Annotated in this window: 22 protein-coding genes; 9 read left to right on the top strand and 13 right to left on the bottom strand. The window is 50.7% G+C overall.

All coding sequences use genetic code 11. The annotated features are described in order from the left end of the window. The first annotated feature begins 43 nt into the window (after nt 1-43). The gene (locus tag E3E32_RS02485) at nt 44-1,186 is read left to right on the top strand and encodes an amidohydrolase (protein ID WP_167730917.1); all 1,143 of its coding nucleotides are present in this window, start codon (nt 44-46) and stop codon (nt 1,184-1,186) included. A gap of 42 nt (nt 1,187-1,228) precedes the next feature. Here the strand turns inward: E3E32_RS02485 and E3E32_RS02490 are convergent, their stop codons facing one another. Genes E3E32_RS02490 through E3E32_RS02505 form a run of 4 tightly spaced genes read right to left on the bottom strand, consistent with a single transcriptional unit; the run spans nt 1,229 to nt 4,419 of the window. Continuing rightward, the gene (locus E3E32_RS02490; RefSeq protein WP_167730023.1) at nt 1,229-2,176 is read right to left on the bottom strand and encodes a radical SAM protein; all 948 of its coding nucleotides are present in this window, start codon (nt 2,174-2,176) and stop codon (nt 1,229-1,231) included. After that, on the bottom strand, nt 2,160-2,975 hold the full coding sequence (locus E3E32_RS02495; RefSeq protein WP_167730024.1) for an NAD(P)/FAD-dependent oxidoreductase: 816 nt from the start codon (nt 2,973-2,975) through the stop codon (nt 2,160-2,162). Before E3E32_RS02495 ends, E3E32_RS02490 begins: the two co-directional genes overlap by 17 nt. Next, complete coding sequence (locus E3E32_RS02500) at nt 2,957-3,589, bottom strand: isochorismatase family protein (RefSeq protein ID WP_167730025.1); 633 nt, start codon at nt 3,587-3,589, stop codon at nt 2,957-2,959. Before E3E32_RS02500 ends, E3E32_RS02495 begins: the two co-directional genes overlap by 19 nt. A 23-nt stretch (nt 3,590-3,612) precedes the next feature. Continuing rightward, nucleotides 3,613-4,419, bottom strand: a complete 807-nt coding sequence (locus tag E3E32_RS02505; protein ID WP_206205195.1) for an SDR family oxidoreductase — start codon at nt 4,417-4,419, stop codon at nt 3,613-3,615. A gap of 170 nt (nt 4,420-4,589) precedes the next feature. Here E3E32_RS02505 and E3E32_RS02510 point away from each other — a divergent pair, with 170 nt between their 5' ends. Both E3E32_RS02510 and E3E32_RS02515 read left to right on the top strand, forming a co-directional pair. Then, nucleotides 4,590-5,636, top strand: coding sequence for an FAD-dependent oxidoreductase (locus E3E32_RS02510; protein ID WP_167730026.1), 1,047 nt, complete (start codon nt 4,590-4,592; stop codon nt 5,634-5,636). 35 nt (nt 5,637-5,671) lie between these two features. After that, complete coding sequence (locus tag E3E32_RS02515; RefSeq protein ID WP_167730027.1) at nt 5,672-6,682, top strand: deoxyhypusine synthase; 1,011 nt, start codon at nt 5,672-5,674, stop codon at nt 6,680-6,682. 8 nt (nt 6,683-6,690) lie between these two features. Here E3E32_RS02515 and E3E32_RS02520 read toward each other — a convergent pair whose 3' ends face one another. From E3E32_RS02520 to E3E32_RS02530, 3 genes are all read right to left on the bottom strand, one after another. Then, a complete protein-coding gene (locus E3E32_RS02520) occupies nt 6,691-7,680 on the bottom strand; it encodes a hypothetical protein (RefSeq protein ID WP_167730028.1) in 990 nt (329 codons plus the stop codon). Between the two features lie 63 nt (nt 7,681-7,743). Next, nucleotides 7,744-9,033, bottom strand: coding sequence for a tRNA(Ile2) 2-agmatinylcytidine synthetase TiaS (gene tiaS / locus E3E32_RS02525; RefSeq protein WP_167730029.1), 1,290 nt, complete (start codon nt 9,031-9,033; stop codon nt 7,744-7,746). 32 nt (nt 9,034-9,065) lie between these two features. Continuing rightward, the gene (locus E3E32_RS02530) at nt 9,066-9,599 is read right to left on the bottom strand and encodes a GNAT family N-acetyltransferase (RefSeq protein ID WP_167730030.1); all 534 of its coding nucleotides are present in this window, start codon (nt 9,597-9,599) and stop codon (nt 9,066-9,068) included. Between the two features lie 45 nt (nt 9,600-9,644). On the opposite strand from E3E32_RS02530, the gene E3E32_RS02535 reads away from it, so the two are divergent. Further along, a complete protein-coding gene (locus E3E32_RS02535) occupies nt 9,645-10,601 on the top strand; it encodes a transcriptional regulator (protein WP_167730031.1) in 957 nt (318 codons plus the stop codon). Here the strand turns inward: E3E32_RS02535 and E3E32_RS02540 are convergent. Further along, nucleotides 10,594-11,844 carry an HD domain-containing protein gene (locus E3E32_RS02540; RefSeq protein ID WP_167730919.1) on the bottom strand — a complete coding sequence of 417 codons (1,251 nt, stop codon included), beginning with the start codon at nt 11,842-11,844 and terminating at the stop codon, nt 10,594-10,596. The genes E3E32_RS02535 and E3E32_RS02540 overlap by 8 nt on opposite strands. Nucleotides 11,845-11,926: 82 nt before the next feature. After that, on the bottom strand, nt 11,927-13,210 hold the full coding sequence (locus E3E32_RS02545) for an AMP-binding protein (RefSeq protein ID WP_167730032.1): 1,284 nt from the start codon (nt 13,208-13,210) through the stop codon (nt 11,927-11,929). A gap of 120 nt (nt 13,211-13,330) precedes the next feature. On the opposite strand from E3E32_RS02545, the gene E3E32_RS02550 reads away from it, so the two are divergent. The 3 genes from E3E32_RS02550 (at nt 13,331) to E3E32_RS02560 (ending at nt 16,073) form a co-directional block, all read left to right on the top strand. Then, a complete protein-coding gene (locus E3E32_RS02550; protein WP_167730033.1) occupies nt 13,331-14,389 on the top strand; it encodes a hypothetical protein in 1,059 nt (352 codons plus the stop codon). Beyond that, on the top strand, nt 14,350-15,489 hold the full coding sequence (locus tag E3E32_RS02555) for a DUF835 domain-containing protein (RefSeq protein ID WP_167730034.1): 1,140 nt from the start codon (nt 14,350-14,352) through the stop codon (nt 15,487-15,489). Before E3E32_RS02550 ends, E3E32_RS02555 begins: the two co-directional genes overlap by 40 nt. A 362-nt stretch (nt 15,490-15,851) precedes the next feature. Next, on the top strand, nt 15,852-16,073 hold the full coding sequence (locus E3E32_RS02560; RefSeq protein ID WP_167730920.1) for a hypothetical protein: 222 nt from the start codon (nt 15,852-15,854) through the stop codon (nt 16,071-16,073). Between the two features lie 84 nt (nt 16,074-16,157). On the opposite strand, the gene glp is transcribed toward E3E32_RS02560, so the two are convergent. Together glp and E3E32_RS02570 are read right to left on the bottom strand one after the other, a co-directional pair. Beyond that, entirely contained in the window at nt 16,158-17,348 is a 1,191-nt protein-coding gene (gene glp / locus E3E32_RS02565; RefSeq protein ID WP_167730035.1) for a gephyrin-like molybdotransferase Glp, read from the bottom strand. 2 nt (nt 17,349-17,350) lie between these two features. Then, nucleotides 17,351-17,866, bottom strand: a complete 516-nt coding sequence (locus E3E32_RS02570; RefSeq protein WP_012571650.1) for a molybdenum cofactor biosynthesis protein B — start codon at nt 17,864-17,866, stop codon at nt 17,351-17,353. A gap of 112 nt (nt 17,867-17,978) precedes the next feature. Here E3E32_RS02570 and E3E32_RS02575 point away from each other — a divergent pair, with 112 nt between their 5' ends. Further along, nucleotides 17,979-18,566: an adenosylcobinamide amidohydrolase gene (locus E3E32_RS02575; protein WP_167730036.1), complete on the top strand. Its 588-nt coding sequence runs from the start codon at nt 17,979-17,981 to the stop codon at nt 18,564-18,566. Here the strand turns inward: E3E32_RS02575 and cobT are convergent. After that, nucleotides 18,563-19,570 (bottom strand): nicotinate mononucleotide-dependent phosphoribosyltransferase CobT, encoded by a 1,008-nt coding sequence (gene cobT / locus E3E32_RS02580; RefSeq protein WP_167730037.1) that lies wholly within the window; start codon nt 19,568-19,570, stop codon nt 18,563-18,565. The two genes, E3E32_RS02575 and cobT, sit on opposite strands and share 4 nt — an antisense overlap. A gap of 69 nt (nt 19,571-19,639) precedes the next feature. Here cobT and E3E32_RS02585 point away from each other — a divergent pair, with 69 nt between their 5' ends. Then, nucleotides 19,640-21,094, top strand: a complete 1,455-nt coding sequence (locus E3E32_RS02585; RefSeq protein ID WP_167730038.1) for a cobyric acid synthase — start codon at nt 19,640-19,642, stop codon at nt 21,092-21,094. On the opposite strand, the gene E3E32_RS02590 is transcribed toward E3E32_RS02585, so the two are convergent. Further along, nucleotides 21,033-21,614: an NTP transferase domain-containing protein gene (locus E3E32_RS02590; protein ID WP_167730039.1), complete on the bottom strand. Its 582-nt coding sequence runs from the start codon at nt 21,612-21,614 to the stop codon at nt 21,033-21,035. The genes E3E32_RS02585 and E3E32_RS02590 overlap by 62 nt on opposite strands. Nucleotides 21,615-21,622 lie beyond the last annotated feature (8 nt).

The raw sequence follows: 21,622 nt of genomic DNA on the forward strand, positions 1-21,622 counted from the left end.
CAGGCATTTAAGCGCTCGTTTATATTTCTGAGCGGTGACGACCATGAAGGCCGTTAAAGCCACCCTTCTCTACGATGGTCTGGGCAATGTCCAGAAAGACGTATACGTAGTCTTCGACAATGAGATTAAGGAGATAACGAAGGAAAAGCCCAAGGAGGCCGAAGTGATAGCGGAGGGCGTCGTTACTCCTGCCTTTATCGACGGCCACAGCCACATAGGTATGGACCGCTACGGTGAGCCCTACCAGGAAGGTGAGACCAACGAGCAGATGGACGCAGTCCTTCCACTCGTTGATGCGCTCTACTCCATCTATATGGACGACAAGGCTTTCAAGCACTCGATTGAGTTTGGTGTTCTGTATTCGTCCGTTCTGCCGGGCAGCGGGAATATCATCGGTGGAAAGGCCGTTCTCATCAAGAACTACGGCAGAGACATAGAGGAGGCCTTCATGAAGTACGCCGGTGTCAAAGCTGCCTTCGGCTACAACCCGCGCTCGACCACGAACTGGAAGGGAACAAGGCCAAGCACGAGGATGGGTGCCATAGGTATTCTCCTTGACTGGCTCATGAAGACGCAGAAGACGATAGCTTTGCTCGAGAAGGGCAAGAAAGAACCGGAAGAGATTGAGCCTACGGTTGAGGCACTAATCCCGGTTCTTAAAGGGGAGGTTCCACTCAGGGTTCATGTGCATAAGGAAGATGACATCGCCGCCCTGCTGATGATAAGGCGCAAGTTTGGGCTTAATATAACCATCGAACACGCTGGAGATGTGCACAGCAAGGAAACCTTTGAGAAGATAAAGAAAGAAGGCGTGCCACTCGTCTACGGCCCCTTTGATTCCCTGCCCTACAAGGTCGAGCTGAAGCATGAGGACTGGAAGAACGCCAGATACCTGCTCGAGGTCAAGCCGCTCTTTGGGCTGATGAGCGACCACCCAGTTACGCTCCAGGCCAACCTCTACCTCCAGCTCAGGCACTTCATAAGGCTCGGCATGAGCAAGGAAGAGGCGATAAAGATCATAACCCACAACAACGCGAAGATCCTCGGCGTTGACGACAAGCTCGGAAGCATCGAGAAGGGCAAGTGGGCCTCGCTGGTGGTCTGGAACGGCGATCCGTTCCACATGGAGAACTACCCGACGCACGTCTTCGCGGAGGGAGAGCTGATTCACGAGGCGGATTGGTGAGTTTTCTTTTTCCTAATTTTAAAGAAATAAGAAGAAAGGCCTTCAGCTCAAACTAAAGTCAAATCCCCTCGCGAAGGTGTAGGCTTCTCTAAGCTCTGGCCTCTCCTTGAGGAAGCGGAGGATGTACTGGCCGCAGTTCGAGCCGATGAGGTTCTCCCTCGTGTCGCCGACCGATATAATGACGTCGTAGCCGAGCCTCTTTAAATCGTCCACGAACTTCCTGTGCTTCATCGGAAGGCCCGTTTCAAGGTCAACGTCGTTGGTGAGCTTATTCTTTAGCACGCTCACCGTCGGGTTGAGCGGCGTTATCTTGATGAGGAAGTATTCCTTCGGGAAGTACTCGGCTATGACCTCTGCATCGGCCTCGTTCTCCCTCGCTAAGGCGAAGTTGAGCGTAATCTTCTTGCCGCCCTCGTCGTAGAAGGCCTTTCCGTACTCGGCTATCCTCTCGAAGTCCCACTTCCTTATCGGGATTATCTCGTCCCTCTGCTCTGGGTTGGTGGAGTGTATCGAGAACTGGAGCTGGAAGTTGGTTGGAAACATCTCCTTCTTGAGCTCGAGGAGGGCCTCGAAGAACTTATCGGTTCCTATCGGGGCAACGGTGGAGAGCGACGGGTGGAAGTTCTCATAGCGCTCGCCCAAAATGCGCATCGCCTCTATGACGGCCATGTTGAAGCTCGGCTCGCCCATGCGCGCGAACTGTACCTTGAACTTCCTGGTTTTCGGCTTCCCGTTCCAGCGCTTGCTTACCGGATACTCAATCTGCTCGAGGAGCTCATCCACTGTAAGTCTGCCCTTGTAGAAGAAGCCCGCGTCGCACATCTTACATCCAACGGGACAGCCGTTGAGCGATGAAACTATGAGCACCCACTTTTCTTGCGGATTGTAGGTCGGAACCGACTCCACAAACTCCACTATGTTGCCCTTCGAAGTTTTCCCGATGTAAACGACAGCAACGTTCGGGTCGCCAACCTCACTCAGTATCTCCATATCTTTCCCTCCTCCATATGATCATGGCGGTCTTTATGCCGTCGGCTATGCTCAGGGCGGTCTGCCTGTAAATCCCATTCTTCACGTCGCCGACGAGGAAAAGGTTATCGTCCTCAATCCCTTCGACGAGCTCGACGTTGGGAACTCTGCCTATCGCGCCGAGCACTAAATCAACCTCAAAATCGCCAGCGCTGGTCTTGGCTAAAAGCTTTTCTCCCCACCAAATTCTCCAGATTTGCCCCCTGAGGATTTTTATGTTCGGCCTCTCAGAGACGAGCTTCTGAAGATAAGGCAAGGCTTTGGGCTCGCTCCTCATGAGGATTATTACCTCATCACTCATCTCGCTCATGGTCATGGCGTAGTCAAAGGCCACATCGCCGCCGCCAATGATGAGAACTCGCCCGTAGTGCTTCTTTGGAACTTCAGTGACATGGTAGATTATCCCTTCAAAGGGGAGCTTTCTCGGTCTCGTCCCCGCCGCGACCACGAGGTATTTGAAGCGGTAAGTTCCTTTGTCCGTTTCGACCTCAAACAGCTCGCCGGTCTTTCTCACGGCCTTGACTTCCTCGTAGAGGATTTTCAGGTCGTATTTTTTGACGTACTCCTCGAGGATTTCGACGACCCTTTCGCCTTTGATTCCGTCGGGAAAGAACATGGTGTTCTCTACGGAGTAGGCGTTCCTTATAAGCCCTCCGATTCGGTCGCGCTCGAAGATTACGCTTTCAATGCTGTAGCGCTTGAGCTGGACTGCCGTCGCTATGCCGCCGATTCCAGCCCCGATTATTCCGACGAGAGCCATTCCAACACCTCCGAGAGGAGCGGCGTAGCCGCGAAGCCGTGGGAGAGGTTTCTGAGCGTCGCCTCGTGGAAGAACCTGTTCTGGGTCAGTGTCCCGTCAACGGGAAAGACCACCTTAAAGCCCCTCACGAAGGCCTCCCGAGCGGTCGTCTCGCAGCAGAGATGGGTCATGACACCAGTGACGATTATGGTCTCCACGTGGAGTTTTCTCAGAATGCCTTCAAGTTCGGTTCCATAGAAGGCATTGTAGGTGCTCTTCTCGATTACGGTTTCGGCAAAGGCCCTGAACTCCCCGAGGAGCTCGTTCATCGGGTCGTCCCTTTTCATCTCGTCGCCCCACCAGTGGGCCATGTTGCCCCCTTCGTGGTAGTGGCGCGTGAAGATTACCGGGACTCCGAGCCTCGAAGCTTCTCCATAGAACTCTACCAGCCTCGGAACGAACCTTCTGGCTGCGGGTAGGTACGCTCTACTCTCCTCGCTCAGGAAGTAGCGCTGAAGGTCTATCGCCAGAACGGCGGCCCTCTTGAAGGGTCGTATCTTCTCCCACTTTCTCTGCCTGAAGTACCGTCCCCTCATCTCCAAGATAAAGTCCTCGGTGAAGTAGTCTTCCTTCATGGGCGTAGGAAGGGAGAGAAAGCTTAAAGATTTATTCCCCTCGTCATTGCGCCGTCTATGACCACCGTCGAGCCGAGCATGTACTCTGCCTCATCGCTCAGGAGAAAAGCCACCAGCGAACCTAACTCGTCCCATCTGCCAGTCCTGTGGAGGGGCGTTCTGCCAAGCACTTCCCTCCCCCAGGTTTCTTCAAAGGTCTCGCCCCTCGACTCGGCAACGGCCTTGAGGTTCTCCCGTGCGCCAGGCGTATCGAAGCTGCCGAGCAGAACGCTGTAGGCCCTTATTCCGTGTTTTCCGTATGTTCTTGAAACGCTCTTCGCCAGCTGAACAAGGCCGGCTCTCGTAACGTCCGCCAGAACCAGCGGCGGCATTGGCTCCTTTATCGAGACGGAGTTGAGGTAAACGAGCACTCCCTTCCTTTTCCCTTCAAGCCACGTCCGGACGAGGAGGGTCGTCAGGTAGCCTGGGGCAACTGCGTGGAGCTTCGCGGCCTCAACCCAGTCATCATAGCCCGCCTCGTGGAGGAGGCACGGCTCGCAGCAGACATTTCCGGCATTCCAGACGAGGGCATCAACTCTACCTAAAAGCTCCCGGGACTCCTTGACGAGGTTCTCCAGGCTCCGCTGGTCGCAGAGGTTAGTCTTAACTGCGTAGACTTCTCCGAAGGGGGAGAGCTCGTCGAGGGCTTTCTTCAGGTTCTCCTCGCTCCGTGAGCTTATAACGACTCTCGCGTTTCTCTTCAACAGTTCCCGCGCCACGTTGAGCCCTATTCCGCGTGATGAGGCCGTGACTATCACACCCAGGCCCTTGAGGTCTATCTCCACGCTCATGATCGTTTCTTCGCTCGTGGATTAATAAACGTTGGCTGTCATTCTGACGAAGATTACCCGAATTAGGGTAACCTAATTCGTCTCATCGTCGGTGTTTCGAGAGAAAACAACTTAAGGTGCAAAACCTTCGGTTTTAGACAGACTTCTTGAAAAATTTTGGGGGTGATTGTGTGAGGTTCTACATCTGCGGGGAGAGAGAAGAGGCTAAGCCTTTTAAAATAGGGATTATCGGAGCGGGACCTGCAGGCCTGGCCGCCGCGGGTTATCTGGCGTGCAGGGGTTATGAGGTTCACGTCTACGACAAGATGCCCGAGGGCGGTGGAATGGTGGCCTTTGGCATTCCCGAGGCAAGGATTCCAATAAGGACCGTCAGAGAGGGTGTCAAGGCTCTTGAGCGGCTCGGCGTCCACTTCCACTTCAGAACGAAGGTGGTCTATGATTCCCCAAAGGAGCTCGGCGACGAGTGGGCTGAGCACTTCGTTTCGATTGAGAAGCTTTTGAGCGAGTTCGATGCTCTCCTAATAGCGACCGGTGCTTGGAAGCCGAGAAAGCTGAAGGTTCCCGGTATTGGGCTTCCTGGAGTCTACGATGCCCTCAGCCTGCTCTACAGCATAAAGATGGCCCGCATAGGCTATTACTCCTGGGAAAGAATCCCGGACCTTGAGGGGAAGCATCTCGTAGTGATCGGAGCCGGCTACACGGCAGTTGATGTCGCCATGGAAGGCCGTCTTCTGGGTGCGGAAAAAATAACCATGGTCTACCGCCGCTCCCTCGAGCACAGCTACGCTAAGGCCGAGATAAGAAAGCTCATCGCAGAGGGCGTTGAGTTCATAGAGCACGCGACTCCCGTCAGGATACTAGGGGAGGAGAAAGTGGAGGGCGTTGAGTTCGCTAAAACAAAAATAGTCGGGGGAAACGTCGTGACGACGGACGAGCACTTTGTCATAGACGCAGACGTCGTTGCCTATGCCATCGGCCAGCTGCCCACGAGCTCAATAAAGGAAATCGTCTGCGCCAGCGAAAAGGTGCTGGAAGAGGCGGGAATATTCTTCGCCGGTGACGTCGTAACCCCAAGGAACATAGGCACCGCCATAAGAGAGGGAAGAGCCGTCGCTGAGAGGATAGAGGAGTGGCTCCTAAGGAAGGCACCGCGCAGGGTCTTTCCCGTCGCTATAACCGGCAGGCTCATAGCGGAGGTTCTCAGCGGTAAGTGCTGAGCAAAGTTTATACGCCCTCCCCTGAACCCACTATCATGACCGAGCCAAAAGATATAGTCCTCAAGGAATCGGAAGAGATTGAGGGAACGCCCATCGAGGGGCCGTGGCTGGATGAAGTGAGGAGCCTTGAAGAGGTCATCGATTACTATCACCGCATAGGCTTCCAGGCGACGCACCTTGGAAGGGCCATCGAAATATGGAAAAAGGTGGAGGAAAAGCGCGCCAGCGGCGAAGAGGTCAGGGTCTTCCTCGGCTACACTTCCAACATAGTCTCTTCTGGCCTCAGAGAGCTGATAGCATGGCTAGTCAAGGAGGGCAAGGTGGACGTCATCGTAACAACGGCCGGCGGCGTTGAGGAGGACTTCATAAAGGCCCTAAAGCCATTCATTCTGGGCGACTGGTACGTCAACGACGCGGAAATGAGAGAGAAGGGCATAAACAGAATAGGCAACATCTTCGTGCCCAACGACAGGTACATTGAATTCGAGAAGTACATGATACCCTTCTTCGAACGGGTTCTTGAGATGGAAAAGGAGCGCGGGAAGCCGCTGACGGCGAGCGAGTTCATCTACGAGATGGGCCGCTTCATGGACGAAAAGCTCGGGAAGGAGAAGGAGCGCTCGATAATCTACTGGGCCTACAAGCGGAACGTCCCGATATTCTGCCCTGCTATAACCGACGGCTCAATAGGGGACATGCTCTACTTCTTCAAGGAGGAGCGCGGAGACAGGGAGCTTATCATAGACGTAGCCAACGACATCGTGAGGCTCAACAACCTGGCTGTCACCGCGAAGGAAACCGCTTCGATAATCCTTGGAGGTTCTCTGCCGAAGCATGCAATAATAAACGCCAACCTCTTCAGGGGAGGAACGGACTACGCGATATACATCACCACAGCCATCCCCTGGGACGGCTCGCTTAGCGGCGCGCCTCCGAGCGAAGGAGTGAGCTGGGGCAAGATAAGGGCTAAGGCTGACTACGTCGAGATATGGGCCGATGCGACGCTCGTCTTTCCGGTGCTGGTGTGGAAGGTGATGAAAGGATAAGTGTTTGTTCATTGTGCCTTTTCTTCTTCCTCAGAGATTTCAGCGGGACTTTGGGAGTTTTGTTCTTGTAGTTGAAGCCATGCTTTGTACTTTGGATTGGGAAAATAGATATAATAATCCATAAACTTCAACATAGTGCCACGTCTGAAATTTGTGTATTTAAGTAACTTTACGTACTGTGCTTGGGAGAATTCATTTTGTATCTGGAGGTCGATTATACCATTTAGAGCGTTAACTAAATCCTTATGTATCTGGGACTTGTTGATTAAGACTGCGAGTGTCCATATTGACGTGTACTGGAAAATCATAAGTATTACCACAATGAACTTACGGTTTAATGAGAAGCTTAGAAACGATTTAATTCCAAATATCACGCCCACTGTCATTCCAACTAAAACAATAAAGGCGAAAATGTATCCTACTACTAATGTCAAAATGCTCTCCTCGCTAAGCTGGATGAGTTCTTCACCTAGATAAGGCAATTTTCGGCCAAAATTCAAAAAATATTCCTCATTTTTGAATAAAAGAAGAACCAACGTTCCAAAAAAGAGCATTGTGGTAACTGTATCTGAGTTCAACACACTGGATATCTCTACCGAATCCCCTTTAAAGTGGACAAAAACATAGATTACAACCGATAGTGCCCCTAGTACTCCAAATGCTGTGATGCCAGGATAAATATTTTTTCCAATGAAGATTTCAGCTTCGTACTCTATGATACTTCTGGGAAGTGGCTTCTTGTTTTTGTTGTTATTTTGATTTTTGATCTTGCGGGAACGAAAAATCCTTGTAATTAACCAACCTCCAAAGAGTACTCTGAATGAAATGTCCCAATATTGAAGCATGTTGAGTTGGCCAGAAACATAAATTGTTAAAGCAATCGACACAAGGGTTACAAAGAATTCGTTTCCCATATTTATCTCACTAAGTTTGATGCTAAGGTTCTGAATATCTCTCTCAATTTCGTCTTTGGATATCTTGTTCATAGTCTTGTCCACAGCATCACCGTTTTGAGTGATGGTGCTTGGGTATTCTTACACTTAATCTCATTATAAAGTAATTTAAGCTTTGCTTTTAGTGAACAGCCCCAGAATACTCTCCTCCCCGCCCGGCAGCACCAGCGGCCTCGAAAGGTGTTTTCTAGCATCGGGCGGCACTTCGTAGATTTTCCTCTCCAGCTCGCGCGGGACTTCAACCGGAATGAGCTTCTTCGGCATCTTATGGCCACAGCGCTTGCACTTGAGGTAATCACCCTTGCTCTTCATCGTCCCGCCGCACTTCGGGCACTTCGGCTTTTGGTACTCGATCCTTGGAACGAGCTTCACCGGATAGAACTTCTCGAGGTTGAGCGTCAAAACGCCCTCGTGTTCCTTCACTCCACCGGCAGCGATTATCTCGTCTCCAGGGAGGAGCTTCCTCACGTAGTTCCTGAACTTCTTGGTCGGCTCGAAGGCAGCAACGCGAATCCTTCCCGTTTCATCCTCAAGCTCAAAGAATACGTGCCTCCCGCGCTCCCAGTAGGGCTTAACCACCGTTCCACTAACCACCGCGCTGTCGTAGAGCTTCAGCTCGCCGATTTTTTTGTATGTAAGATGATCGTCCGTGTTCTGGTTCGTCTTGTAGAGCTGGTAAAATGTCACGGGCTCCTCAAAGTGAACCATCTCAAAGGTCTGGAGAACCTTTCCCCTGTCAATTCCCCTGATGCCAACCAGAACGGGATCCTTGCCGTGGGGTGTTATGAGGACGCTCCTCTTGTAGGGGTCAACGTTGTCGTAGGTGAAGGGATAGCTCCAGCTATCGGCCAGAAAGACACTCTCCTTGTCCACTTTCCTCGGCGTTCCCCAGTTGTCGGGCTCTCTGTAAGCTAACAGCTCGTAGGTGAAGCTCTCCAGTGGGTAAGCAACCGCCGCGAGCGCGCCGATTATACCCCTCCCGACCTTGAACTTGAAGTACTCTGCCTCAACTTTCTTCGCGACCCTTTCAGCCTCCTCGATCGTAACGTGCTCCCTCAAAGCCCTCAGCGAGAACTCGCGGAGCTCTTCTGGAATATCTCCTTCGAAGAACACGACGCCGGGGTTAGTATTCTCGTGCTCGAAGTCGGCAAGCCGGTCCACGTAGAGGAGAACGGTGTTTTTAACCTCGGTTATAAGCTCCTCATCGACTTCAAAGGTCATCGCCACCGCTCCATTGCCGCGGGTCTTGTAGGGAATGTTTGGGTTGAGCCTGATCAAGCGGGGAAGGTCTATGGGCTCCGCTATCCGGGACAGCTCGCGGTAGAGGATGGCACCGAGGTAGGTAGTGCACATGCCGTTCGGTGAGTCAGTGTCGTCGATGCCGATGTGGAGCCTCATGGTTGGAAGAAAAAGGGGAGGGGTTTAAAAAGCTAAGGCTCGCGGAAGATCTCGTAGCAGAGCACATCAACGAAGCCTTCCCCTGGAACGTACTGATGCTTCCTCCAGCGGCCGGCTAATTTGAAGCCGTTCTTTTCGAGAATCCTAATTGAAGCCCCATTGCTCTCGTAGACATGGGCATAGACTTTCCTCAGGTTGAGCCACTCAAAGGCATAGCGAACCGCCAGAGAAACGGCCTCACTAGCGTAGCCGCGGCCCCAGTACTCTTTCCCAATGAAGTAGCCTAGCTCGGCGCGTCCGTTGTGAAAGTCGATTTTGTGAAGTCCCACGAGTCCAACGAGGGAGCGTGAGGAGTTCTCGATTACTGCGAAAACCTTTTCGTGCTTCTTTTCCCTCCTCAACGCCTCGTACCATTCGAGCTCGTCCTCGTAGAAGAATATCTCCTCCGGAAAGGAGAGGTAGCGCCTTACGTCCCTGTCGTTGTACCAGAGCCAGATATGCTTCAGATCCTCGCGCAGAAGTATCCCGAGTGAAACAAGGTTCCCTTCAAGGATTATCGGCCTCATGCAAACACCTTAACTTTATTAAGGTCTTTCACTTATTTAAAAATGATGGACAGGGAGAGACTCATAAGAACCGTTGAGGCAATACTCAGAGGCACGGGCTACAAAACTGCCAGAATGGAGTTTAAAGGCGCGTGCTTTGATATAGTGGCGAGCAGGTTACTTCTGTTGCTCTTCATTAAAGTAGCGACCAATATAGACACCGTAACCGAGGAGCAGGCAGAGGATTTGAAGAGGCTCTCCAAGTTCTTTAAGGCCTCACCGCTCATCGTCGGCCTAAGGAGCAAGAACGCCGAGCTCGAGGAGGGTATTGTCTACGAGCGCTTTGGCATTTATGCCCTGAGGCCGGAAACTCTCTACGATGTCCTCATCGAGAACGAATTGCCAGCTATCTTTGCCGAGCGCGGCGGCTTCTACGTTAGAATAAACGGCAGGCTTTTGAAACACCTCCGCGAGAAGCATGGCTATTCCGTGAATGAGCTGGCTCAGCTCGTGGGAGTCTCCAGGAAGAGCCTCCTCAACTACGAGAAGGGCGAACAGGCGGTTTCCCTTGAGGTCGCGATTCGCCTTGAGGAGCTCTTCGACGAGCCCCTTGCCGAGCCCATCGACATACTCCACTCGACTGTCGAGGCCAACCTTGACGTCACGCCGGAGACCCCCCTCGAAAGGGAAATCTTCGAGCAGCTCAAGGGGCTTGGACTCGGTGTCGTCAAGGTCAAGAAGGCTCCCTTTAACGCGGTTTCAAAGGAAGACAAGTTCAAGATACTCACAGGCATAGACGAGAAGAAGACCCGCTCAACGGTCAAGCGTGCCGAGATGGTTGCGGAGGTAAGCAGGATAATCAACAGCGACGGTGTCTTCATCCTGGAGAAGACCAAGACTGAGGTCGTCAAGGAGGTGCCTCTCATACCCAAGGAGAGCCTCCAAGAGGTTAAAGATGCCGATGAGCTCATAGAAATGATTGAGGAGCTGAAAAGAGAGATAAAGAAGCAGCTCTTCAGCTGAAGATGACCTTTTTCCAGACTTCTCTGATTTTGCCGACGTATTCTTTCGGCGAGGCTATGAGAACGGCCCACCGGGGAGTCTGTCTTCTCTTGAGGGCATTGGCTAGGGGAGTAACTTTAGTGAGGGGCTGGAGTTCGCCGTTTCCGAGGAGCACGTTTATCTCCGTGGCCTTGAGCCTCGGCTCGCTGAGCATCAGGTCAGCTATGCTGAACTCGAGGATCACTTCGCCCTCCTTTGCACCAACTGCATCGGCCAAAGCTCTCTCTATCTCCTGCCTCCTCTTGACATTCTTGTAAGCGGTCAGGAGCTCCCTCTTCTCCTCACTTGTCAGCTCGTCTGCACTGGCTAAAACGGCCGCCTTGTAGAGTTCCCGGTACTTTATGCGCCTGACGATTTCAGCTGGATAGCCCTCTAGGTCCTCAAGCTCCACCAGAACGCGGCAGTCAATCATCCTCCAAAAGTCCCAGAGGTGGCCTTCTTCTAGGGCAAACTCTAACGCTCTAGTCAGCATTCCCTCCGCTATCTTCACCGTGTGGTGGAAGTAAACGCGGGAATACATGAGTGAACGGGCAACCATCATACCCTCGACAGCCTCGATGCCCTTTTCGTCTACAACGAGCTCGCCATCATGCACCTTCAGGACTTTCATCAGCCTTTCCAAGTCAATTATACCGTGGGCAACGCCCGTGTAGTGAGCGTCCCGTATGAGGTAGTCCAGCTGGTCGACATCAACGTCTCCGTGGAGCATTTGTCCCAGATAGCGCTTTTCGTGCTTCCCGAGGATTAGGTTGGCAACGTCTCTCGGCGTGAAGTCGTAGCTGTAGTTCTCTATTATCTCGGGAATTTTGCCGCCATTCTCACTTTCGGTTATGTTTATTCTCCCAAGGACAATGTCCTGGCCAAGGCGCATGTGGTCATGCTCCTTGACATAGTGCTTGTAGATGCTCTCAAAGGTGTGGCTGAAGGGCCCGTGGCCAATGTCGTGGAGAAGAGCGCCAACCTGAAGGAGCATGCTTTCGTCTTCACTCAGGCCAACTTCGGAGGAAAGCCTCTTGGCTATGTTCCATGCACCTAGGGAATGCTCGAAGCGGGAATGATTTGCTCCTGGATAGACGAGATACGCTAAGCCAAGTTGCTTTATGTTCCTGAGTCTCTGAAACTCAGGCGTTTTAACAAGGTCTAGAATAAGGTCGGTGAGCTTCATACTTCCGTGAATTCCATCGTGAATAATCTTTCCATCCATGAACACCACCACTGGAAGTTTGAGAAGAGCCTTAAATAAATTTTCGGCATTGTGACGAAATTGAAGAGAAAAGGTGGCAGAATTAAAGATCTCTACCAACAATGTATATCCTCTTGGTCTTGCCAAGCTTTCTTGGGAGACCTTCCTTCAGCTTCTCCAGTGGGACTGCCTCGATTGTGAGCTCTGCCTGCTTGGATTCTTCCACTTCGTATCTGACAGGATTGTTTGCCTCATATATAAGCTCTCTAACTTCGTCTTCGATTCCAGCAGGCTTCTTGCCACTGTATGCGACGCGGATGGTGGCCTTGGGTTTTGGATTCCTGGGCGAGAGTGGGTGGTAGATTATCACGAAATCGAGCAGGTCGGGATGGTCGAAAACGATTTCCATCACTTGGTCTATGTGGAGCTTTGCTCCAGCGAGACTTATGACGTCTTTAACACGGATAATGTTTCTGACCTCACCATCGACAACCCTTGCAAGGTCGCCTATATCGTAGTTGAAGAGCGGCAGACCTGTCAGCTCGCCATTCCTCATCACTTTTGTTATGTAGAGTCGCTTATACTCATCATAACCGTCGCCGTTGTCCTTGAGGATTACTACTGATTCTTCAAAATGGAACTCGGTTGTTTTCTTTTTCGTTATCACACGGTAGCCTGTTATTGCATCTTCAGTTGAACCAAAGTTATCTATAATAACTGCGTTTTCGAAGAGTTCTAAAGTAGCCCTCGCGAGTTCTGGGGTCAGTGTCTCGCCGCCAACAACTATCGTCTGTATGTCCTTCTTTATTGATTCTGGAAGGATGAGTCCTAGGTTGTAGGCGGTTGCTGTTAGACAGAAGAGAGCTGTGGGTTTGATGTCTTGGAGCTCCTTCAAGAGCATCTCCTTGTCGAGGAGGTACTGAATGGGTATCTGATAATATGCCGACTTGGCGTTTAGGGCCTCAAATGCCCCAAAGGCAAACATTCCGGATGAGGACGGAAGCGGTGGGAAGAAAGATGCGATCTTGTCTCCATTGTCCATGTACTTGCGTACCCATGGCTCTACTTGTCTGGCAGTTCTAAACCTGTCGTCTCTGGTATAAGGTATCCTCTTGGGTCTCCCCGTAGTTCCGCTTGTTCTCATTACCGTGTGGAATACTTCTGCCTTTTTTATGTAATTGGGCCATACTTCGTCTATCTCATACAGATCATGGGGTGTTATTTTTACCTTCTCAGTTAGAGACGCCATATCCTCTGGTTTTAGGTTCTCTGAATCAAGTTCGAAGAACTTCTTCTTCCAGAACTCAGTGGTTTCTAGGGCCTTCTCTAAGGTGTACCTGAAATCTTCAACTCCACTTTTATCAAGTCTTCCCACAATCAGGGCCACAGGGGTTCACCGAATTAATAATTTGAAGTAATGATATTTAATTGTTAGGGTTTATCCAATGAAATTTTCAGAAGAACCTTCTAGGAAAGGTTTTTATACTATATGGGTTAGCATATCATCATGGATTACCAAATAATATTGGATGAACTCTATGGGAATCCGCTCCATATTGGGAAAATTAAAGCAAGAGAATACCTCAGGGAAGTTTTTGAGTTCCATATAGAAAATACCCCCTACTGGAAAAGGAGGATTTCTTCAACACGTTTGGACTTGGACGAGCTCTTCCAAGGCACTCTAGAAGATGTCTTCGAAAGAATTTTTAATTTGGGTCTAGCCGTCGATGAAGAATATCTGCGCCATAACTGGCTAGAGTTCGTTCCCACCAACTATCAGGGTAGAATTCGTTTTTACCAGTCTTCTGGGACCACACGAGAACGGGCTATTGGACATTGGGACAGGCACTATTTGAAGGTTCTTCATATTTACCTCAGGCAGGCGCTTGACAAAATTTACGGTCTTGATGAGATTTACAATGAAGAGCACCAAATGAGGGCAATTGCGCACGGTCCGTACGGTTGGTACCAAGATGAAATAAGTGAACTCGTCTGGAGCTATGGTGGCATATTGTATTTCATTGGCATGGAAACTGACGGATTGAAAAAAGTCTACGCGGAGCAAGGTCTTGAAGCAGCCCTTAGGATTCTTGACCCTCTCGTTAGGTACACGAAACGCGTGATGGAAAATGACAGGATAAACCTTGTCAGGTCCGCCCCACCACTTATGGCCCTCTTCGAACCATACCGCGAAACTATTGAGACCGCAATAATAAGTGGCGTGGGCATAAACCACGAGTTTTTTGAAATATTATCTCGGAAGTTTGAGAACACTACGTTAATACCCCTCTATGGCTACTATCTCTTTGGTGATCTCGTTGGTATTCATAAGGGCAATGAGTTCTGGTATTATCCCAACTATCCATTCACACTTATTTTTCCACTAAAGCAGGAGGGGGGTAGATATTGCATAGTTAAACATGGTGAACGGGGTAGGATTGGCATAATAGTAGCCAGACCTGAGGTTCTAGTGATTAAATTTGAAGATGAGACTGCTATCAGGACTCCCCCTGAAGGGCCATTCAAATGGGATGGGTTTGGAAATCCCCAAAGGAGTATGGGGTGAGAAAATTGGATAGTATTCAGGCGATTGTTTTTGTGGAGGCAATAATGGTACTTATGGCGGATTTGGTGGCAGCTGGATGGATATTTAAGATATACCTTCATAATAAAAGGAAATCTGCTCTAGCATTCTCTCTGGCTTGGATTTTCGATTTTCTTGCGATTTCTTCTACGGTCTTTACAAACCCAATATTTCAGATGCTTGGGGTTCTATTTCTTCCGGCATTTTCGGCGTTAATTTTCTACGGATCCGTAAAGTTCCTAGAGGAGGAGTCTATTGTAGCTAGACATAAAACCCTTACTATATTTGCCCCTATGCCTGTTTTTTTCATTGTTTATATGATGGGTGTCTATGCATATACTAAGGATCCTTTTTGGACAGCAACTAGCGCTGCAACACTGGGTATAAGTGGTATCTTCGTGATAGCGGGCGGGTTATTACTGAAGGAGACTGAAGAGATATACAAAACTGCCATCAAGATCCTTTATGTTAGCATAATTCTCTTCGGAGTCCATCTTGTACCTGCCGCGCTGTTCGGAACTAATGAGTGGTATAAACCAATCGGGTTTACCCTATCTACAGTTCTAATAGTTACTATGGTAGCCGCAATGGTGAAACTCACATCATCGGAATTCTTCAAACCTCCAAAAAGAGATGATGGTCACCCCATTAATCTTGAGCCAGGAGTTGTTTTAGTCAGTGAAACTGAATATCAAAAGATCAAGGAAAAGCTAAGAGGTCGGCCAGTACTTGCATTTATTAGGGATGTGGATGACATTCCGGAAGGATGGAAATACTACTTTGTTACAACAATACCCTTCCAAGGCAAATTTAAGAACACTATAAACCCCACCAATCTCGCAAGGATAACCGAGATTTCTTACAGATATCTTGAAGAGTTCGCAAAATCCGGTGAACATGGGATTATCGTAATTGACTGCCTTGAATATCTCACGGTTTACAACTCGTGGGAGAGCCTTATGAAGTTCCTGTCAAAGTTGAGGGACTTTGTAATTGTCCACAGAGGAACTCTAATAGTTGTCCTTGAAAAGGAAAGCCTAGAAACCCAGCTCTACGCCCAGCTCAAGAAGCTCATTGGGTGAAGGCAACTTTATATACCTCTTCTTTTCCATCTTATATCGCCCCTGCGCGAGGACCCCGGGGAGAATGAACCGGGGGGCGATGCAGGGGCTACAGCTCGGCCTCAGCGAGGTCCCCACGGGAGGGCCTTCCGCGTTACGGAGCGCAATGACCGTGGGAAACCCAGGCCGAGCACAGCTAAGGCCCGCCTGGGTTAGCCCGCCCGAGCTCGCCGTCAGGCACCAATGAGGGTGGGAGTTACGGGCGGGCCATAGCATGAACATTTGTGTTCTCTACAAATTTTGCATAATTGGTTCAAATAATTGCAGAATCTGTATAGAAAAGGTTTATTTATCTTTGCGTGATATTAACAAATGTGAGAGACATGCAAAGTTTGAATACTAGGCTGGAAGACTTTGACAGCAAGATACAGGAAATAATTCCGTGGGCAAGACCAAACCCGCTGACAGAGATTATAGACAAAAAAGAACAGGAAAAACTCGAAGTCATCGAGCTTATAGAGAACCTTGCTGACCATGGAGAGCTTCCCAGTGAAGTTAAACTCCTCGTTAAGAAGCCGAAAAAAGAAGAGCTGATGGAGGAGTGAATGTTCTTTGAAGTCCATTCTATGATTCTTAGTTCTTAGTGTAGGTTATCAGTTCATGGACTCTCATGATGTTTTGAGGAGTTCTTAATAAAGCACGACCTCCACGGTCTCCCCTTCTAAATGACCCTCACTGTCCTCTGGAATCACGATGTAGCCATTGCTCTTAACGAGCGAGCTTATTATCCCGCTGCCCTTCTTCTTAATCGGCCTTGCAACACCGTTTTCGTACCAGACCTTGATGAACTCATGCCTCCCAAGCTGACTCGAAACCCTCTCGGCCAGCTTTGCGTAAACTCTGACCTCATAGTTTTTAGCTCCGACGAGTTTCGCTAAAGCATGCTTGACATAGAGGTAGAACTGCACGAAGACTGCAACGGGATAGCCACTCATAATGAAGACCCTCTCGCCGTAGCCTATTGGCCTTCCTGGCTTTATCGTTGTTCCGTGGAAGAGGAGCCTGACGAAGCGGTGGGCGAAGTCCTTGTCACCGAAGGCGCTTCCCCCTGTTACCAAGACGATATCGTTCTCGGCCTTTGCCTTCTCTATCGCTGCCTTTATTGTTTCTTCGTCATCGGGGACGACCCCGTAAAAGACGGGTTCACCGAAATACTGCTTAACAAGGCCCTCCAGCATAATAGAGTTGCTCTCGAGTATCTTCCCTGCCCTAAGCGCTTCCTCGTCGAACTCCTCGATGAGTTCGTCACCGGTGACAATTATCCCAACGCGAGGTTTCCTCTTGACCTTGACCGTTTTGAACCCTATGCTCTTGAGCAGTGACAGATCTTGGGGCCTTAAAACCTGACCCTTCTTCAGCACGACCTGGCCCTTCTTTACATCCTCCCCGGCGAAGGCAACATTCTGACCCGGGGCGATGGGTCTGAGAACCCTGATTATCTCCCCCTCGCGCTCAACCATTTCCTGCATGAGAACTGCATTAGCCCCTTCCGGCATCTTTGAGCCTGTCATAAGCTTTACCGCTGTTCCTGGTTCGATTTTTGCCTTGCTCTCCTCCCCGGCGACTATCTCATCAATAACTTTAAGCTCAACGGGGCTGTATTCCCTAGCCTGGAAGGTGTCCTCGGCGCGCAAAGCATAACCGTCCACTGCAGAGCGATCGAAGGGCGGGCTGTCTATGGGTGAGACTACGTCCTCGGCCAGAACCCTGCCGAGCGCCTTGTCGAGTGGTATCTCCTCGACGTCAGGGATTTCGTTTAAATCGTTTAGCATCAGCTCAAAAGCCTCTCTGTAAGGCGTCAGCTTCTTGAACTCGCGCATATTCACTCCCTCGCGTGCTTGAGTACATGATAGGCCTCCCTTTTTATTATCTCCACTCCGGTCTTGACTGCGTTCAGGCTTCCCGGCAGGCAGAAGACAACTATGGCCCTACCATCGCTCCTGATGATTCCGGCGGTTGCCCTGGTGAGAACGACGGCTGTTCCAATCTCTTCATAGCTCCTCAGCCTGAAGACCTCGCCAAAGCCAACCAGTTCCTTATCGAAGAGCGTTCTTATGCTCTCTATCGTGACATCCCTGCTAGTTATTCCCGTTCCGCCTGTGGTAACGATTACATCGGCACCTTTTTCGATAGACTCAATGACTGCTTTGATTATTGCCAGCTTTTCGTCCGGCACGATAGTGTAATGGACGTTCTCGTTTCCACTCTCTTTCAGGGCCTCCACAAGAAACTTTCCGCTGGCGTCCTCTTTCTCTCCTCTGCTTGCGGTATCGCTGACCGTTATAACTGCAAACTTAAACTTCTTCGGCGCTTTTTTCCTGTGTTCCTCCGCTCCCATGCTATCACCCAAAAAATCTTTGCGAGGAAGTTAATAACCTTTTCAGTGATAAGCGGAAGCATTTAACAGAAAAAGCGTAAAGCGTTAATATGTCATCCCCGTAGAGTCCCCCATGGAGTCCAGACATTTCATAAAATCATTCAATGAACCTATGATGGCCCTCAGCAACGCGCCTCACAGAGGAGGTCTTGTTAACGCCAACGGCTTCTTTTTCATGAAAGTGCACAAGGACTATTCTGGAGACTACAAAGCTGACTGTCTCATCTTCGAGCGGGAGAATGGCCTTGAGAACTTTGTAGGCTTCATGACGGCAGCGGATATCCGCAGAGTTCTAGCCGTTTCAAGACATGGACGCGTTACCGCCTATGTTACCGCAGGAATAACCAACCCTGCAATAGCCGGCGACGTTCCACCACCATGGAAGCCAGGGACGATAAACATCGCCCTTGTGATAAACGAGGGGCTAACCGTTGGAGCTATGGCCAACGCGATAATGACAGCGACTGAGGCTAAGACATACACCCTCTTAAAGCTCGGCTACAATGCTACTGGAACGACAAGCGACGGTATAGGGGTTTTTGCATATCCCGGGGAGAAAGAGTGGGCCGGAACAGCAACGGAGCTTGGAATAAACATTGGAAAAACCGTCAGGAGGGCTCTAGAAGAGAGTATAAGGAAGTGGGAGAGAATAAGAGGTTAGGTAGCCTTCAGCTCCATCAGCCTTTTGTAAAGCTCGTCCACCTTTCTGCTGACGTCTTCAGGAGAGAATCCGGCCTTAACCGCCAGCCAGGTGGCACCACCAGCCCCAACGCCCTCCTTAACGTAGCCATTCTCGTAGTCCCTGAGGCCTTTGAATTCGCTCTTCGAGAAGTCCAGATCAGCGGCGTAAGTGATTATCCCAATCTCCTTTGCGGTGTCGATGAATGTGGCGGTTCTATCATTTACAACCCACTTAGTTGTCGCTATCATAAACCTGCTCATGTCCTCTCCGAGGGCCTTTAGCAGAGCTGCAACGGCGAGCATCTGGGTTCCACCGGCAATAACGACTTTGCCTTTGAAACCGAGTGCTATCCCGACTACCGCTGCCATCATGGGGTCGCCGAACTGCTTGAGTGCTTCGAGGGGCTTCTCTTTGAAGTCTCCAGGCTTTATTCCGGCCCTTTCAAAGCCTGCTTTTATGACCTCCTCCTTTAGGCTCTGGGGGTTGTTTGGGGCCGCCGAAGAAGTTCTGGCTTCATAGCCGAGCGCCCAGAGGACAGCCTGAGCTGTTGTCGTCCCCCCTGGAGTGGACTCGCCGATGACGAGCTCTTCGATTGGAGTATTGCTGAGCTCTTCGCCGAAGAGTCTCGCTCTCGCGATTATCTCCTCGGCCTCTTGTAAAGCCGGTCCCTTCCTGAAGTCCCTGCCAACGTAGTCGCTGATGTGGACGTGAGGCACGAGGGGAGCCAAGTAAGTTCCACCGCGGACTATCATCAACGGGAAGTTGGCAAGCTCCCTTGCGGCCTTGGTGATTATGGCTGGCGTGGGATGTCCCTCAGGGGTAACGGGAATCACGTCTATGATTTTCGGCTTCTCGTAGAACAGGTATTCAGCATCGGCTGGTGGAGTAAGCTTTGTGAGCTCTGGCGTTGCTCCAGCAACGCTTATTCCTGGCACGGTGCTTATCTCTGTGTTTCCGAGGACAACCAGCATGAGGCTTTTCATAGTATCACCGATGGAGGTTTTATCCAACAGGTTTATATGTCCTTCGTCCACTTCCAGTGGGGGATGTGAATGGGAAAAGCCCTAATGGTTCAGGGAACTTCCTCCGGAGCTGGGAAATCCCTCCTCGTCATGGCTTTGTGCAGGATCTTTTCGAACTTAGGGTATGACGTTGTTCCGTTTAAAAGCCAGAACATGAGCCTGAACTCCGCACCGAGCATAGAAGGCGGCGAGATAAGTCGTGCCCAGTACCTTCAGGCGGTAGCCTGCAGAAAGAAGCCGTCGGTAAGGTTCAATCCGATACTTCTCAAGCCCGAGGGGAACATGAGGAGCCAAGTTGTGTTTATGGGAAAGCCCATAGGAAGCGTTTCAGCTAGGGAATACATGCTCTCCCGGAAGGAGGAACTCTTTCGGGAGGCCATGCGGGTTTTGGATGAACTCATGGCGGAGCATGAGATTGTGATAATCGAAGGTGCAGGCTCTCCCGTTGAGGTTAACCTCAAGGACTACGACATAGCCAACATGCGCGTTGCGAGGCACGCCAAAGCAAAAACCATCCTCGTTACCGACATCGACCGCGGTGGGAGCTTCGCCTCTATAGTGGGCACGATGGAGCTCTTGAGCGAGGAGGAGCGAAACCTAATCCTTGGCTTCGTATTTAACAAGTTCCGCGGCGATGCCTCCCTGCTGGAGCCAGGCTTCGAATATCTGGAGAAGCGCTACGGGAAGCCCACCCTCGGAGTCGTTCCCTACATCGAGCACAAGTTGCCAGAAGAGGACTCTTTGACTAGATTTCCTAAGGTTAATGGCGAGCTCCACATCCAGATAGTCAAGCTTCCCCACATAAGCAACTTTACCGACTTTGAGCCCCTTCACTGGGCCAATGGGGTGGACTACGTTACAAAAGCGGAGGAAATCGAAGGTGATTTGATAATAATCCCCGGGAGCAAGAACACCGTCGGGGACTTGCTCTGGATGCGCGAGAATGGAATAGAGGACGCGATAATTCAGGCTCACCACGAAGGTTCTTTCGTCGTTGGAATCTGCGGCGGCTTTCAAATGCTCGGGGAGAAGATAATCGACAACGGAGAATCGAAGCGCGGTGAGGTCAAGGGTATTGGACTGTTGCCCGCTAAAACAATCTTCACGCCCGTTAAACGGACAAACCACCTGAAGGCCGAAATCCTTTGGGAGCAGGTTAAGAGAATGAGCGTTGAGGGCTATGAGATAAGGATGGGCCGCTCAACCTCAGAGAGGCCCTTCTCGATAATACGCGAGATAAACGGTGCTAAGGCCTTTGAGCCGGAGGGAGCCCTTGGTGAGAGAACCTTCGGGACCTATCTACACGGCATCTTCCACAACTTCGCCTTCACGGAGCGGCTCCTCAACTTCCTGCGGGCGGAGAAAGGGCTTGAGCCGATAAGCGTTGATGGATGGAGCATCGAAGAAGAGATAGAGCGCTTTGCTAGGATTGTTGAGGAGAACCTCGACGTGGGATACATCCTCTCGGAGCTCGGATTAGGTTAGCAATCCTCTTCGCAAGCTCCAGCTCTTCAGGAGTGTTCACATTTAAGGCTAACAGGGGATTTGTGAACTCAAAGAATCTCTCTCCTTCTTCAGCGACGGCATTCAGGCCAACGATTGCATAACCCCGGTAAACTACTGGATTCAAGTCTCCCGGCACCTTTTCAAGCGGAAGGACCCCTGTCAGGCTCGTCTTCCCGTCGAAGGCCTTCTCGATAAGCCAAAAATCCGAGGCCTTCACAAAGGGGATATCGGCGGAGACGCTTACGAATGGACCGAACTCACGCAAAAGCCACTGGATATCTTGGACGTAGCCTTTTCCCGGTGTCTCAATGAATGGGATCTCTTCCCTAAGGCAGAGCTCCCTTGTTTTGGGGGTGTTCCGTGAGAGAGCAACGAGGACGTCCTCAACTTTCCCCGCTTCTTCGTAGACCCAGAGGAGCATCGGTTTACCGGCTACCTTGAGAACGGGCTTTTCCTGCCCCATGCGGGTTGATTTGCCTCCGGCGAGGATGATGATCATAATCCCAC

This window comes from Thermococcus sp. GR6 (assembly GCF_012027415.1).
GTDB lineage: Archaea > Methanobacteriota_B > Thermococci > Thermococcales > Thermococcaceae > Thermococcus > Thermococcus onnurineus.